Raw genomic sequence first — 15,571 nt, 5'->3', positions numbered from 1 at the left:
TATGAACTGAATGGTACATGCAAAAAACAACAATATCAAATGTTAATCACCGAAAAAGAGCACCCTGAGGCTACTTTTTGCATATAATTCCGCCGCTGTCAAAAACCTCGACCATGTTTCGCCCTTTGTCTTTAGCTTTATAGAGGGCTACATCCGCTTTGTTTATGAAGGTGTCTGAATTGTCATGGTCATCAATTTCCGCCACGCCGAAGCTGCATGTTATTCTGCCAGTATGGGGGAAAGCTGCGTTTTCTATTTCCACCCGAAGCCTTTCCGCTATCTCGGTAGCGCCCTGACGGGAGGTTCCGGGCATAAGCACTGTGAACTCCTCGCCCCCGTAACGGGCAAATACATCCGTCTTGCGGATCGCCCTCTGAACAATGGCTGAGATCTCCTGAAGCACGGTATCTCCGACCTGATGCCCGTAAGTGTCGTTAACCATTTTGAAATGGTCGACATCAAACATTATCACGCTGAGCTTCTGGCTGTATCTGCGAACCCTGTCTATCTCTTTGTTCAGTTCGTCATAAAATTTCTTTCTGTTGAATATGCCCGTGAGGTAATCCTGATTGGACATAACCATGTAGAGCTCCTTCTCCTGCTCAAGCTTGGTTATGTCACTGAAACTCAGCAGCCATTCAGCGTGCCCCGGAACTTTATTAACCCTTATCATGAAAGAGGAATTGTCCGAGTTGTTGGGGTCCTTATGCTGGAGATCGTTTGTCATTATCAGCATATGGTCTTTCTCTGGGCTGTTTATTACGGTTTTCACCCACTCGCTGAAAGGCTTGTTTCGGTAGAAGCTGTCATCTTTTTCGATCAGGAAGTAGTCTATGGAGCCGAACTTATCCTGAAACTGGTCGATATGTTCGCATTTTATGAATTTCAGGAATGACTTATTGAGATAAGATATTTTTTCGCCGTCAGTGATTAAAAGCATCTGCGGGTTAATATCCAGTATGGTTTTGATGAACTGGTTTTTGGAATCCAGCTCTTTCTGCTGAATAACGGTTTTCGCCGTGCGTATCAGCACCTGTATGAATTCCTTGAAGTTGATGGGTTTCTTTATGTATTTATCAATGCCTATGTCTATGGAGCGGAGGAAGAATTCCTCGTCATTATGCCCGGTGGTTATTATAATGGGTATGTCTGTATTATGCTCGCGGATCTGCTCTGCCATGCTGAGGCCGTCCATGACGGGCATGCGGATGTCGGTTATTATGATGTCCGGTTTGTGTTCAAGGAACATCTCAAGCCCTTCGCGGCCGTTGGATGCCTGATACAGGGTCTGAGTGCGCCTCTGGAGGAAACGGGAAAGGCGCTCCCTTATGGAATCCTCATCTTCGACATAAAGTATGGAGAGCTTGTCAATCAGCCCGCTTTCCGCTTCAATCACTGCAAAACCCCTTAAATTGTTATTCTAATAATATTCTACACCATTCGGCGTAAATTTCTAATCAATTTACCGTAAACGGGAAAAATTGTCCATTGGATAAACCTCCTTAAACATGTACGGCGGGCATGTTCCATTCCCCTCTTGAATTTGGTTTTTCAACCTGATACTATCTGCTTTTCAAGGAAAACACGGAGGACGAAATTTGAAGGCTGTCATTAAATCCCTTATCGATAAAGCAGTTGAGGAAATATTAAAGGAAAGCGGGCTTGAAGCCGAACTGCCGGAATACACCGTTGAAGTGCCTAACAACAAGGATCACGGCGATTTCGCGGCGAATGCTGCCCTTAAGCTCTCAAAATCCTTAAGAAAAAACCCGTTTGACATAGCCGCTGACATAGCGGGAAGGATGAAGCATTCTCTTATCGAAAAATGCGAGCCCGTCCGTCCCGGTTTTATAAATTTCTTTATATCAAAAACCTTTTATACCGACCTTCTCCGTGACTGCATAAGTTCTGACTCCCCCTTCATGTCTGACATGGGCGGAGGGAGAAAGGCGATGGTGGAGTTTGTAAGCGCCAACCCCACAGGGCCGCTTCACATAGGTCACGGCCGCAACGCCGCATACGGGGACAGTCTGGCACGGATACTTAAAGCCGCCGGATTTGAGGTTATGACAGAATATTACGTGAATGACGCAGGCAAGCAGATGAGCAACCTCGGCAAAAGCATTTATGTGCGCTACCTTCAGGTGTGCGGGCAGGATGTTGAGTTCCCGGAGGACGGCTACAAGGGTGACTACATAACAGACATAGCAAAAGAGCTCCATAAAATACACGGCGGCAAGCTTCTTTCAATGAATGAGGCCGAGGCGCTGAACATCGCCTTTGAATACGGCCTTGAGGATATAAGGGGCGGAATAGAGGCGGATCTGAAAGAGTTCCGTGTCACATTCCAGAGATGGTTCAGCGAAAAATCCCTGTACGAAAGCGGAGAGGTTGAGGAATGCCTTACTGAACTCCGCACCCTTGGCCATGTCTATGACAGTGAAGGTGCTGTGTGGTTTGCCTCAACAAAATTCGGCGATGATAAAGACAGGGTGGTTAAACGTCAGAACGGCGAATACACCTACTTTGCCTCAGACATAGCCTACCACCGCAACAAATTCAGAAGAGGGGTGAGAACCAGTATCGATGTCTGGGGAGCTGACCACCACGGTTACGTGAAAAGGCTTGCCTCAGCGGTTTACTCCCTCGGCATAGAGGACTTTGATTTCAATGTTTCGCTGATTCAGATGGTGAATCTTATTAAGGACGGTGAACGCGCCTCCATGTCCACCCGTGCGGGTGAGTTCATCACGCTGAAATGGCTCATAGACGAAATAGGTGTGGATGCGGCAAGGTTCTTCTACCTTATGAGAGATTTTGAAGCTCAGTTCGACTTTGACATAGACCTTGCCAAAAAGCGCACTTCGGACAACCCTGTTTATTATGTTCAGTATGCCCACGCAAGGGTTTACGGGCTTTACTCCAAGGCTGCGGAGCAGGGGCTTGAATGGGAGAAGGGAGCTAACCTTCATCTCCTTGAGCTTGATGAAGAAAAAGAAATAATAAGAAAGCTTTATGAACTTAAAGGCATAGTGGAGACTGCGGCATTCCACAGACAGCCCCACAGAGTGATATACTACCTTCAGGAGCTGGCCTCTATGTTCCACTCCTACTATTACAATAACGTTATCATAAACCCGGAAAGCCCTGAACTCTCCGGAGCCAGACTGAGCCTCTGCGCAGGTGTTGCCGCTGCTGTGCGTTTCGGTCTTGACCTCCTCGGAGTGAGCGCGCCGGAAAGGATGTAACTTGTCGGACAACAGGGACAATTTCGGCAGGAAGATTCAGTCGGTTTTTCTGTTCTTCCTGCTTTTCGGGCTTGCGGCGTATTTCTTTGTATATGTGGCAGAGAAGGTGTCTGAACCGTCCAAAGTAACAACCGCTCAGAAACCTGCGGAAAAACCGGAGGAGATGACAGACCCTTCCGAAGCGGGTGAGCTGACCTATAAACTGGGCTACGACGGAAGTGTGGAAGTTTCAGAAAGAGCACCGGGCGCAGCGCCGGAGGAGAAGAAAATTCCCGCTCCGCTGCCCTATGAGGAACCGGAGGAAAAACCTGCGGCTCCGCCTGAGAAAAAGGAACCGGAGAAGCCTAAGCCTGCTCCTGCGGCAGAAAATAAACCCGCACCTGCTCCCAAACCCGCTGAAAAGAAACCGGAGCCTGTGAAACCTGCGGAGAAAAAGCCGGAGCCTAAACCCACGGCAAAGCCCGCGGAGAAGAAGCCGGAGCCTAAACCTGCCGCGAAGGAAGCTCCGAAGCCGTCCGCAAAGGGCGCTTACGTGCTCCAGCTTGCCGCCTATAAGGATGAGGCGACTGCAAAAGCCGAGCTGAATAAGCTGAAAAAGAACTTTCCCGATATTTATTATGTTAAAATAGATCTGGGAGCAAAGGGGATCTGGTACAGGCTCCGCTGCTCGCCCAGCGCAACCTATGCGGAAGCGCAGAAAAAACGGGATGACATAAAGGCGAAGTACCGCCTTGAACCCATAATCGTAAAATCGGAACTATGAAGCGGATAATACTGCTTATCACATTTCTTCTGCCGGCGTATCTTTATGCCGGCTCCGTCACTCTTCTGGAGAAGACCCGCCCGCTTCTCAACGGTGTTCAGGTGTTCGTGCTTGACCCGGCTTATGAGAAGAACCCCGGCAGGTTTTTTGATGAGGTGAAGAAGCAGGGGGGCAACACGGTTTTCTTCCGTGTCTTCCATAACTCCTCAGACAGATACCACTTCCTCAAAAACAGCGAATGCGCCACAGGCGTTTATTTTCAGACTGATGAAGCATGCGTTGTGGATGATCTCCTCCCCGTGATGATAGAAGAGGCGCACAAAAGAGGCATAAAGCTTTATGCATGGATGGCTACGCGCACTCTCTCTTTCCTCAAGACTCCCCTCCTTATGGAAAAAACCTTCGCAGACGGTCAGGGCACTGGTGAGGGCTACGGTGCGAGTATTTTTATGTCCGCAGTGAGGCGGAAGCTAGTGCGCCTTTTTGAGGATTTGGCCGCATATGACATAGACGGAATCCTCTTTCAGGATGATTTTATAATGCGCCACAGGGAAGGGGCAAGCCTCTCCGCCCTGCATGCCTACTATATGGACACAGGGCTTATGCTCACCTCCGGCGACCTTTTCGGCTGTCTTGAGAAGGAGAACCGCACTAAGGTTCCAGGCGGCTGCAACGAGACATATATTCCATGGGCATACTGGAAAGCGCAGAAAATGGCGGATTTCTTCCGCGAACTGAGACAGGCTGTTCTGGTGCGCAATCCCTCAGTGCGCTTTGCCGCGAATATATACTATGAGACCCCGGCCGATTCCATGAAGGGGATAAGCTGGTACTCCCAGTCGGTGGATATGCTGCTGGATGCGGGGTTTGACTATCTGGCGGTGATGAGCTACCACGACCAGATAGCAAGGGAAATGAAGCTGGACTATGAAGGCGCTAAGGAATATGTGAACGGAATGCTCCAGAACCTTGTCAGTAATGTTGATGAAAAAGAAAGAATCCTCATGAAACTACAGAGAGTTTCATGGGCGGATAAAAGCGGCGTAGACCGCGGCGAGCTTGAGGGTATATGCCGTCTGATAGATTCATACGGCAGTATCAGCAAGGCAATAGTGCCTGTTAACAGGTCTTCGGAAATATCCGGCGGCTGTTTCAGGTAAAAAAAGGAAGGTTTATTTATGAAAGTAGGTATTATCGGCGGAGGAATAGCGGGTTTGTCCGCTGCATTCTGGCTTTCACGCGTGGAAGGGGTATCTGTCACTCTTTTTGAAAAGGATGACAGACTCGGCGGCTGCATAGGAACTGCAAGTGAAAACGGATTTACAATCGAGGCAGGACCGAACGGATTTCTGGACAGCAAGCCGCACACGGTTCAGCTTTTTAAAGATGCCGGTCTCGGCGAAAAGCTTCTGCCCAGCAACGATGCCGCCCGCAAGCGCTTTATCATGCGCTACGGCAGGCTTATCAGGGTTCCCGAAAGCGCACCTGCATTTTTCAGGACTGATCTGATCAGTTTCAAAGGCAAGCTCAGGCTGATGGGCGAGCTTCTTGTTCCCCAGAAGAAGGACGACCATGATGAAACTGTTCAGGAGTTTGCCATACGCAGACTCGGACAGGAAGCGGCGGATTATATGATCGCACCTATGGTTTCCGGTGTTTTTGCAGGGGATGCGGCGAAGCTCAGTCTTAAATCTGCTTTTCCGGTTATCTGCGAGCTTGAATCAAAATACGGCGGACTCTTTAAGGGAATGCTCAAAAAACCTAAGAAGAAAAGCGGCCCCGCTGGTCCCGGCGGCGTGCTTACATCATACATAGGCGGACTCATGCAGGGTGTAAACGACCTTGAGGAAAAGTGCGCCGGAGTGGAGATAATTAAAGGTTGCACAGTCAGCGAAGTGCATAAGGGTGAAAACGGGTTCAGGCTTGTCACCACCAAAGGCGAATATTACTTTGATAATGTAATCTCCGCCGCTCCGGCTTATGAAGCGGCAAAGTTTTTCAGCACGCTTGATAAGGAACTGGCTGAAATAATGGCGGGCATACCTTATTCTCCGGCATTTGTGGCTGGCCTCGGCTTTAACGAGGCTGATGTTAAGGACGAACTGGACGGCTTCGGCTATCTCATTCCCAAACTGGAGAATAAGAAAATCCTCGGAGCACTCTTCACCTCCTCCATATTCCCCTCCAGAAGACCGAAGGATAAAAAACTCGTCAGGGTAATCATGGGCGGAGATACTGACCTGGGCAGATCGCTCATGGCCAAGACTGATGAGGAGCTTGTGGACATAGCCTACGATCAGGTTAAGGACACACTGGGAATAACAGCAAAACCCGTTCATCATAAACATTTCCGCTGGGACAAAGCCATCCCGCAGTATTACCCCGGCCACGCCGAAAAAGTGAAGGCTGTTGAGTCCATCTGCGGACGGATCGGCGGCGTTTACGTGGGCGGAAACGTCCTGCACGGCATAGCCCTGAACGACTGCACACGCAGAAGCCTTGAAATAACCGAATCAATCGCCCGTTCACTTGAAAAGCAGGCTTAAGACGGTTAAGATTTGTCTATACGGTTCCATGGATGGAACCGCGCCGTGCGCAGCGAAGCCTTGCTTTGCAAGGCGCGAGCGTGTATTCAAAATTTCCATGGAGGGCAAATTTTGAATTATCAGATTAAGGAGGGTATATGCCGAAAGTCGGAGTTGTTTTAAGCGGCTGCGGAGTTTTTGACGGAGCCGAGATACATGAGGCCGTTCTCACACTCTATTTTCTCCAGAAAAACGGAGCGGAGACAATCTGCATGGCTCCTGATATTGAGCAGCTTCATGTTGTTGACCACCTCAGGGGTGAGGTGGCTTCGGGAGAAAAAAGAAATGTTCTCACCGAGTCCGCGCGCATAGCCAGAGGCAACATAAAAAACCTTGCCGATGTTAAAGTAAGCGATTTTGACGCGCTTATTTTCCCCGGCGGGTTCGGAGCGGCAAAAAACCTGACTGATTTTGCTCTGAAAGGTTCTGACTGCGGCATTAACAGCGATGTGCTCCGCATAGTCCGCGAAACTGTTCTGGCTAAAAAGCCTCTGGGTGCGGTGTGCATTGCCCCGGTGGTAATTGCCAAAGCCCTTGCGGGAACAGGAATAAAAACATCCGTGACCATAGGAAACGATGCAGGCACGGCTCAGGCCGTGGAAGCGCTGGGAACAGCCCATGTGAACTGCCCTGTGAAGGACTTTGTGGCGGATGAAGATAATAAAATAGTGACCTCCCCGGCGTACATGCTGGGGCAGAGCATACCGGAAGTCGCCGAAGGGATAGAAAAAACGGTGAAAAAACTTCTGGCTATGATATAAAGGCCGCCGCTCAGCGGCAGGATATTTTTTTGAAAAAAGTGTGAAAAAACAGCGATTCCGGATATTCCGCAGCCTGCGGGGTATCCGGTTAATATTTTTAAGCACTTATAAAAAATATCTGCTGAACGGAGTATTGACACACAGGTATTTAGGGTATATAACGCTATGTACCAATGTATATAACGAGAGCTTGAGATGAAAATAAAAGGTGAACTCGGTTTTAACGCGGCAGATAATTTTTTTATCAGCGCAGGCAGAATAAACCTTCTTAAAGCTGTCGCCGAAACGGGATCAATCTCGCAGGCGGCAAAACACGTCGGACTCAGCTATAAAGCTGCCTGGGATGCCATACAGGTTATGAATGAAGTGAGCGAGAGCCCGCTTGTTATTAAAAAAACAGGCGGTACAGGCGGAGGCGGCGCTGAGCTCAGCCCCTACGCAGTGAAATTGGTCACCTCATATGACCTCGTAAACGGCAAGCTTGGCACTATTATGTCTGAGATACAGGAGAGCATCCACGATCTGGATGAGCTTATGGCAGCACTTCGGAGGCTAAGCGTGAAAACAAGTGTAAGAAACCAGTATTTCGGCAAGGTTAAAGAGATTTATCTCGGTCAGGTAAATGCCGAGGTTATTCTTGAGATCAAAGGCGGCGATGAAATAGCCGCAACAATTACAAAATCAAGCGTGGAAAGACTTGGGCTTAAGGTCGGAGGCGAGGCTTTCGCCATGATAAAAGCTTCCTCAGTTATAATCGCTGACCCTGCCGTTAAGGATAAGCTCAGTGTGAGAAACTTCCTTACCGGCACAGTCGGGGAACTGGATGCCGGAGAGGTAAACGCCTTTGTAACAATAAAACTTGAAGGCGGAAGTGAGCTGACGGGTGTAATCACCAAAGAATCACTCGCCTCGCTCGGCATTAAAAAGGGCAGCAAAATATCAGGAGCGTTCAAGGCTTCTTCTGTCATTATAGGCGTAAACGACTAATCCCTTTAAAAAATTATAACAGAATGCTGTGCCGTTTAATTACGGACAATATTCTGCTGTCCGGAGGCGGGGCATGCTGGAAATTAACGTAAAGAAGCAGCTTGGGCAGACATTTATAGATGTTAATATCAGTATTCCGCGGACAGGAATCACTGTTTTCTACGGTCATTCCGGTGCGGGGAAAACCAGCCTCATCAATATGATTTCGGGTCTTCTCACTCCGGACAGCGGGCATATATCCGTAAACGGCAAAACCTTCTTTGATTCCGGCGAAAAGCTGAATCTGCTCCCTGAAAGGCGCAGATGCGGCTGCATCTTTCAGGATAAGCGCCTGTTTCCTTACCTTTCGGTTAAGAAAAACCTTCTCTTTGCCAGCAGAAAAGGCGAATCCTCCCTTGGGTTTGAGGAAACTGTGAGGCTTCTGGGCATAGGACATCTGCTTAAGCGAAAGCCTGTTTTTCTCTCCGGCGGTGAGGCGCAGAGGGTCGCCATAGGCCGTGCGCTGCTTTCAAATCCGGAAATTATGCTTATGGACGAGCCTATGAGTTCTCTGGATTCTGAGAGAAAAGAGGAGCTTATTCCATTCATCGGCAGACTGCCTGCGGCAAGCGGCATCCCTGTTATTCTTGTGACTCACTCATACGATGAAATGATACGCCTTGCTGATTATGTTGTGGTGCTCAAAGGCGGCAAAGCTGTTTCATGCGGCACTGTAAACGAAATTTTCCATAAACCGGAAAAAGAAGTATGCCCTTACTGCTCCGCCCAGTTCACCAAAAAGTTTGTCACCCCCAACAGGCGGCTGAGGGTGTCTTAGAGCAAATGCTGTTCCTCGTCATGCTGAACAGAGTGAAGCATCTCAAATGCTTGCGCCGTGAGTGTTTTTACTGTGTTTGCAATGAGGCGGGGAGTGTTCATTATAATATTCAGGAGGTTATTGATGCTTAAGAAACTTATAGTAATCACAGTTGTTTTCGTTATGGCCGCAGGGGCTTTTGCCGCGGATGAAGTAACAGTGGCAGCAGGTGCGGGTTACAGAAAGCTTGTGACCGAAATGGCAGCATACTGCGAAAAAAAGGAAGGCATAAAAGTGAATATGTCCTTCGGCAACCTCGGTCAGGTTATTGCGCAGGTTAAGGCAAGCGGGCTGATTCCTGTTGTTGTGGGTGATAAAAACTTTTTCACAAAAGCAAAGCTTGATATAAGCGATTTTCAGCCCATAGGCAAAGGCAAGCTTGTCCTTGCATGGAGAAAAGGTATTGAGATTGCTTCCGCTGATGAAATAACCGCAGACAAAATAAAGCGTCTGGCCATTCCCAATACCGAAAACGCCATATACGGCATAGCCGGAACTCAGTATCTGGCAAGTTCAGGTCTTGCTGTCAAGGTTAAGGAGAAGCTGGTTGTTGTTGCCACTGTTCCGCAGGTTAACTCATACATCGCAGCCGGAGAGGTGGACGCGGGGTTCTCAAACCTCACGGACACTATGGGTATAGCTGATAAAATCGGCGGTTATATAGAGATAAACGAAGGCTACGCAGAGATCCCCATAGTTGCTGCTTTTCTTAAAGAGAGCGAGGGCAGCGCCGCCGCGCTCAGACTGAAAAGCTGTTTCGCCGATGCCGAGTCTGCTAAAATAGCCAAAAAACACGGATTATGATCGATATACTGAATGACGAAAACATAGTTTTCAGTATTCTGCTTACCGCAAGAACATGCCTTGCCGTGCTGGTGCTCCACTGCGCGGCGGGGCTTATGCTCGGCTACTATCTTGGTAAAAGAAAAGGGATATTTGCCGGGTTTGTTGATTTTCTGGTGACTCTTCCTCTTGTGTTTCCCCCGGTAGGTACGGGTTTTATACTGCTCTATCTTTTAGGCCGCAACGGACTCATAGCCTCACTTACGGGCGGCGCCGTCACACCTGACATTATATTTACCGAAAAAGGGGTAATCACAGCCGCATTTATAGCAGGTCTGCCCCTTGTGGTGAAGCCTGTTCAGTCCGCAATTGAGCGGGAGGTGCTGAAACTCGCCGAAGCCGCCAGAACTCTGGGGAAAACAGAGTTTCAGACTTTTTTTCTTGTGGTGGTCCCCTCCGTAAGGCGCAGCCTCGGTGCGGGGCTCATCCTTGCAGCGGGGAGAAGTCTGGGCGAAGTAGGCATAACCCTGATGGTTGGCGGCAACATCATAGGCAAAACCAACACTGTTTCCCTTGAAATATATAACTCCGTGATGGATGCCGACTTTACCGGAGCGGCTTTTCTCTGTATACTTCTGGGAAGCATATCTCTGGCGGTGTTTTTCTCGCTGAAAAAGCTCTCCGCCCTTTAGAGACCGTGCCTGAAGGAGGCGTGTTTTGATTATTTACGACTATCTTATTGAAAGAATACTGACAGAAGACGTGCCCTACGGGGATATAACAACCGAAGCCATGGGCATTTCACGCATAAAAGGCATAATGGAGTTCAGGGCACGGTTTGACTGTGTTCTGGGCGGTGTGGCGGAGGCCTGCGACGTGCTCAGAAAAGCCGGGGCGGAGCCGGAAGTGCTTTTTCCCAGCGGAAGCAGGGTAAAGGCCGGAACATTGTTTATGATAGCCGCCGGGACAGCCGGGCAGCTTCATACAGGCTGGAAGGTGTCTCAGAATATAATGGAATATGCCTCCGGCATAGCCACCCGGACAAGGGAAGTTGTGGACAGTGCGAAAAGAGGGAACCCCGCAGTTGTTGTTGCCTGTACCCGCAAAAGCCTCCCCGGAGCGAAGACAATCTGCATGAACGCAGTTGAGGCAGGGGGGGCTGTTCCGCACAGGCTTGGTCTTTCCGAAACTTTCCTGCTGTTTGAGAACCACACCGTTTTTTTCAAATCCGAAGCTGAGGCTTATGCCGCCTTTGAAAAAGCATGCGCACACCTGCCCGAAAAAAAGCCTGCCGTGGAGGCGGATTCCCTTGATGCGGCACTCAGAGCCGCCAGAGCCGGAGCGGGCAACATTCAGTTTGATAAAGTTAAACCTGAAACCCTCGGTGAATGGGTGAAGCTGATAAAGGCCGAATACCCCGGTATAGTCATAGCCGCCGCAGGGGGGGTAAATGCCTCAAACGCTGAGGAATATGCCCGCACAGGGATAGATGTTGCGGTGACCTCGTCTGTTTACTGGGGGAAACCAGCCGATATTGAAGTGGTTATGCGCCCTGCGGAACAGCTTTGAACTTTGTGCTTATATAATTTTCCTAACAATTGACCCGCTTGAAAAATATCCCCGCTTCATGTATGGTTAAATGTGGCGTGTGTTTAAAACATATGCCGCAAACTACGGGTGATTTATGAAAATTCTGCTTACCAATGATGACGGAATCTACTCTGACGGCATATATCAGCTTTACCTTGCCTTGTCTGAGTTTGCGGATGTCACCGTTGTTGCTCCGCTGACAGAACAGTCCGCCGTGGGGCATGCCATTACAATTTACGATCCCCTCCGCACGGAGGAGTTCTACAGATACGGCAAATTTTTCGGCACTGCGGTGAAGGGAACCCCTGCCGACTGTGTGAAAATAGCTCTCTCAAACATCGTTGCGGAAAAGCCGGATCTTGTTGTTTCCGGAATTAATCACGGTGCGAATGTCGCCACAAACGTAATTTATTCCGGCACTGTTTCCGCCGCTACCGAAGGGGCTATGCTGGGCATAAAGTCCATAGCGGTCAGCCTCGCCTCCAAAAGATGCCGCAACTTTGAACCTGCGGCCAAGGTCGGCGCATTTTTCGCCAGAAAGCTTTACCATATGGACACTGACAACGGGATGCTTCTGAATATAAATGTTCCTCCTCTTGAATACGAGGAGCTTAAAGGGTGGAGATACGCTGTTCAGGGCAACACCAAGTTTCTGGACAGCTTTGCCGTGAGGGAAGACCCGAAAGGGAACAAATACTTCTGGCTCACCGGAGAGGAATACAAGAGGGACGACCGTGATAATTCTGACGACTATGTGGTTTCTCAGGGGTATGTCAGCGTTACGCCTCTTATGTTTGATATGACACATCACGGGCTTTATAACAAATTAAGATCAACGGAGGACGGCGGTGAAATTAACTAGACTTTTTATGGTTCTTATCGTGGCTGTTTCGCTTTTCAGCGGTATAGTGGGATGCGAGGGCGGATGCTCTGACGCTACTTCGCCCGAAAAGAAAACCGAAAGCGAATAATGAAAAAATTTGTTGCCTCCTGTCTGCTTTTTGTTTTGACCGCTGTTCCGGCTTTTGCCGATGTGCTCATCCCTGAATTTGCGTTCACGGGGGAGGATATTTCCAAGTTCAGCGTGGCGCCTTCCTACATGGACGTTTCACTTTCGTTCAATGTTGCCTCCGGCTTTGATACCTACATCAGGCAGGAAAGCTTCCGGCTGGAAAACACTCAGGAAAAAGAGTACTCATCCGCCGAACCGGGCGGGATGTACTCCGGCAGCTTCGGCACAAGCCTTTCTTCCGTTTTTGTGGGGGAAAGGGCCTACCGCAACAACATAGTGAAAAACTTCATCCGAAAGGAATATATTCAGGTTATTGAATCATACGGGAAATACAGACAGAGGCTTGCAGGAACACCTTATATTCAGGAATGTTCGCTCCTTTACGGTCTTTCCCTTATGGAAACGGGCAATCTCTCAGGCGGTGCGGATGCGCTTAAAACCGTTATCAAATCCGGCGGTGCTGCGGGTGATATAGCCACAGACAGCCTTTTCTCATATTACTTCAACACAAAGAACTACCCTGCCGTCATAACCGCAGGCAGGGAACAGCCGAAGTTTACCGAATATTCACTTTATACATACCTCTACTCCCTCATGCAGAGGAAGGACTACGCTCAGATAGAGAAGACCGCTGCGGAGCAGAAGGAGCTTTTTGACAAGTTCCCTTATATGTATGATTTCGCTGTGGTGGCGGACTACCTTCTCGGCAAACCGGAAGAGGTGGCAAAGCTTGCCGGCAAAGCAACAGCGAACACAGCACCCATGATAGCCGACACCCTTCTTTCACGGGGAGACAGAGCCGGGGCTGAAAAGCTGATTAATGCCATGCCTGAGGGTGAGGCAAAAAATGTTCTGAACGCGAAGCTTGCTGTTCTCGGCAGGAATGTCAACAGAGCGGCTGAGCTTACCGGAAAGCTTAAGGCGGATGAAAACAGGCTGAACGTTTTCTTCTTCTACGTCAGGCAGATGTTCCCTGCGCTTGATCCCGCCTTCGGCGACCGCATAAACTTTGATAAGAAAATCAATAAGGACTATATAAACTACTATAACGGCCTTGCGGCAATGGCGGGGAAAGACTATCCGCAGGCGGTGCGCCGTCTGGACAGCATAATATTCAGCCGCGAACTGATGGAGAGTGCATATTTCTACCGCGGTATAGCATATTTCCGCACGGATATTTCAAAAACCGAGTTTCTCCTCCTGAAATACATAGATTCCAGCGAAGAGGACGAAAAGGTTAAAATAGCCCGTTATGTTCTGGGGCAGATTTACTACCTCCGGGGCAGAACAGCGGATGCGCTGATGCTGGTGGAGGACTGCTTCACAGATGACTGCAAGCTGCTTAAGGCTGAAATAGCCATCGGCGGGCAGAAATATGAGGCTGCGGAAGGACTTCTCGGCAATCTTCAGGGAGAAAAAGCCTCCAAACTGCGCGCTGCGATTCTTTACAATAAAAAAGACTTCAAGGGCGCTCTGGCCGAACTGAAAAAGGTTCCCCACACTGAAAAAGAGACTGATTACCTCCTCATGCTCACGTATCTCAAGCTGGATCAGCATGACGAGGCAGTGAAAATATACAGAAAACATTTTGCAGACATGCAGTTTTTCGACACTCTGACGGAGAGTCTGTTCCTCGCAGGTGACTACAGGCGTGTGCTTGATCTGCTGAACTCCACGGACAATGAGCCGAAAAACCTTCTGCTGAAGGCTAAGGTTTACACCTCGATGAAGCGTTATGACGATGCGGAGCCTATTTACCGCACGCTAATCGCCAAAAATTACGCTATATTCGACTCGGTTTACGGTCTGCTTTCCGGCTATGCGGCAAGGAATATGAAGACTGAGTTCCTGAAAACCGGAGAGATGTCACTCACCGGACTGGGCAGGTTTGAGAGAAAGGATTTCCTGCTCATTCAGGCAGCCAGACTGGCCATTGATCTCAAGGAGATTGATCTGGCAACCAAGATGGTTAACCGCTTTTTCGGCGAGTTTCCCGATTCCCAGTATGTGCGCGAGGGGTATCTTCTGCGCGGAAGGCTGTTCAAAAATACAGGCAGGCTTGAACAGTGTATAGCTGATGCGGACAGGCTTATGGCTATCGGCGGCTCAAAAGAGGATGCCCTTTTCCTAAAAGCTGACTGCACGGAAGCCAAAGATTCTGCTGCGGCTGTTAAAATATATCTCCAGCTTACTGAATCCGAAAGGTTCAGGGAGCTTGCCAACAGCAAGATTGCCGAGGTTTCCAGAAACCCTGCGGAAGTTCTGAAATCCGCTGAATATTTTAAGGACAAGGATTCGGAGCTTTACTATACGGGTATGGACAGATACCTCTCACTCCTTGACGGGGCGGAGCTTGTTAAAAACGAGCAGACGGTTAAGGATATGCTGGTAAGCAAGAATGTTTCCGTTATGCCGGGTGCGTATTTTCATCAGGGCAGAATACTTGAGGTTAAAAAACAGCCTGAACAGGCGGCAGCAGCATATATGAAGGGGTATTACCTCTTCCCCGAATCAAAATATGCGAAACAAAGTTTAAGAAAAACGGTCGATATATATAAGAAGCTCGGAAAAACTTCTGAGGCTCAGGTGCTGGAGAAGAAGCTCAGCGGGAAATAGGGAAATCCCCCTCTTTCCCCCTTTTTAAAAGGGGGAGGGTCGTTCAGGGCATTAATAGCTGAGCAGGTTTCCATGGAAGAGACTGCCGCGTCAGGCTCACGCCTTCCTCGCAGTGACGGTTAAGATGTCATTGCGAACTCTTTAAGAGTGAAGCAATCTCTCATGCGAGTGGGGGCAAGCTGTAGGATGTAGTTTTTTTCAAACTGTACAGTCTTGTGACCGTCTGCGGCGTAAGATAGTGTATAAGTGTGTAATATATTAAGGTATTTATATCGGTTCGGATAGCGGATGAGCGTGATAGGTTCCCATGGAAGGGAGCCCGCCGTGCGGAGCGAAGGACGGTTTATCCGTCCGCGAGCGTGTTTGAAAA

General features: G+C 49.1%; 14 protein-coding genes. 13 read left to right on the top strand and 1 reads right to left on the bottom strand.

All coding sequences use genetic code 11. From position 1 onward, the window contains the following. Positions 1 to 70: 70 nt before the first annotated feature. Positions 71 to 1,396, bottom strand: a complete 1,326-nt coding sequence (locus tag OSQ85_RS05180; protein WP_265821780.1) for a GGDEF domain-containing response regulator — start codon at positions 1,394 to 1,396, stop codon at positions 71 to 73. 202 nt (positions 1,397 to 1,598) lie between these two features. Here OSQ85_RS05180 and argS point away from each other — a divergent pair, with 202 nt between their 5' ends. The 13 genes from argS to OSQ85_RS05115 all read left to right on the top strand — a co-directional run bounded on the left by argS (position 1,599) and on the right by OSQ85_RS05115 (position 15,201). Continuing rightward, on the top strand, positions 1,599 to 3,248 hold the full coding sequence (gene argS, locus OSQ85_RS05175; protein WP_265821779.1) for an arginine--tRNA ligase: 1,650 nt from the start codon (positions 1,599 to 1,601) through the stop codon (positions 3,246 to 3,248). Position 3,249: 1 nt separating this feature from the next. Continuing rightward, a complete protein-coding gene (locus tag OSQ85_RS05170; protein WP_265821778.1) occupies positions 3,250 to 4,011 on the top strand; it encodes an SPOR domain-containing protein in 762 nt (253 codons plus the stop codon). Then, positions 4,008 to 5,171 carry a poly-beta-1,6-N-acetyl-D-glucosamine N-deacetylase PgaB gene (locus tag OSQ85_RS05165; protein WP_265821777.1) on the top strand — a complete coding sequence of 388 codons (1,164 nt, stop codon included), beginning with the start codon at positions 4,008 to 4,010 and terminating at the stop codon, positions 5,169 to 5,171. Before OSQ85_RS05170 ends, OSQ85_RS05165 begins: the two co-directional genes overlap by 4 nt. Before the next feature lie 18 nt (positions 5,172 to 5,189). After that, positions 5,190 to 6,557, top strand: a complete 1,368-nt coding sequence (hemG, locus tag OSQ85_RS05160; RefSeq protein ID WP_265821776.1) for a protoporphyrinogen oxidase — start codon at positions 5,190 to 5,192, stop codon at positions 6,555 to 6,557. 137 nt (positions 6,558 to 6,694) lie between these two features. Then, the gene (gene elbB, locus OSQ85_RS05155; protein ID WP_265821775.1) at positions 6,695 to 7,357 is read left to right on the top strand and encodes an isoprenoid biosynthesis glyoxalase ElbB; all 663 of its coding nucleotides are present in this window, start codon (positions 6,695 to 6,697) and stop codon (positions 7,355 to 7,357) included. A 195-nt stretch (positions 7,358 to 7,552) separates the two neighbouring features. Further along, on the top strand, positions 7,553 to 8,344 hold the full coding sequence (locus tag OSQ85_RS05150) for a TOBE domain-containing protein (protein ID WP_265821774.1): 792 nt from the start codon (positions 7,553 to 7,555) through the stop codon (positions 8,342 to 8,344). Positions 8,345 to 8,417: 73 nt separating this feature from the next. Further along, positions 8,418 to 9,161: a molybdenum ABC transporter ATP-binding protein gene (locus OSQ85_RS05145; protein ID WP_265821773.1), complete on the top strand. Its 744-nt coding sequence runs from the start codon at positions 8,418 to 8,420 to the stop codon at positions 9,159 to 9,161. Between the two features lie 123 nt (positions 9,162 to 9,284). Next, positions 9,285 to 10,004 (top strand): molybdate ABC transporter substrate-binding protein, encoded by a 720-nt coding sequence (locus OSQ85_RS05140; protein ID WP_265821772.1) that lies wholly within the window; start codon positions 9,285 to 9,287, stop codon positions 10,002 to 10,004. Continuing rightward, positions 10,001 to 10,675 carry a molybdate ABC transporter permease subunit gene (locus OSQ85_RS05135; RefSeq protein ID WP_265821771.1) on the top strand — a complete coding sequence of 225 codons (675 nt, stop codon included), beginning with the start codon at positions 10,001 to 10,003 and terminating at the stop codon, positions 10,673 to 10,675. Before OSQ85_RS05140 ends, OSQ85_RS05135 begins: the two co-directional genes overlap by 4 nt. 25 nt (positions 10,676 to 10,700) lie before the next feature. Then, entirely contained in the window at positions 10,701 to 11,552 is an 852-nt protein-coding gene (gene modD / locus OSQ85_RS05130; RefSeq protein ID WP_265821770.1) for a ModD protein, read from the top strand. Between the two features lie 115 nt (positions 11,553 to 11,667). Next, a complete protein-coding gene (gene surE / locus OSQ85_RS05125) occupies positions 11,668 to 12,435 on the top strand; it encodes a 5'/3'-nucleotidase SurE (protein WP_265821769.1) in 768 nt (255 codons plus the stop codon). After that, positions 12,422 to 12,544: a hypothetical protein gene (locus OSQ85_RS05120; protein ID WP_265821768.1), complete on the top strand. Its 123-nt coding sequence runs from the start codon at positions 12,422 to 12,424 to the stop codon at positions 12,542 to 12,544. The genes surE and OSQ85_RS05120 overlap by 14 nt, the downstream gene beginning before the upstream one ends. After that, on the top strand, positions 12,544 to 15,201 hold the full coding sequence (locus tag OSQ85_RS05115; RefSeq protein WP_265821767.1) for a tetratricopeptide repeat protein: 2,658 nt from the start codon (positions 12,544 to 12,546) through the stop codon (positions 15,199 to 15,201). The genes OSQ85_RS05120 and OSQ85_RS05115 overlap by 1 nt, the downstream gene beginning before the upstream one ends. The last annotated feature ends 370 nt before the right edge of the window (positions 15,202 to 15,571 follow it).

The sequence above is a fragment of the Geovibrio ferrireducens genome, assembly GCF_026226615.1.
Classification (GTDB): domain Bacteria; phylum Chrysiogenota; class Deferribacteres; order Deferribacterales; family Geovibrionaceae; genus Geovibrio; species Geovibrio ferrireducens.
Note: the sequence above shows the minus strand (reverse complement) of the source record. Positions and strands in the feature narration are given on the sequence as shown.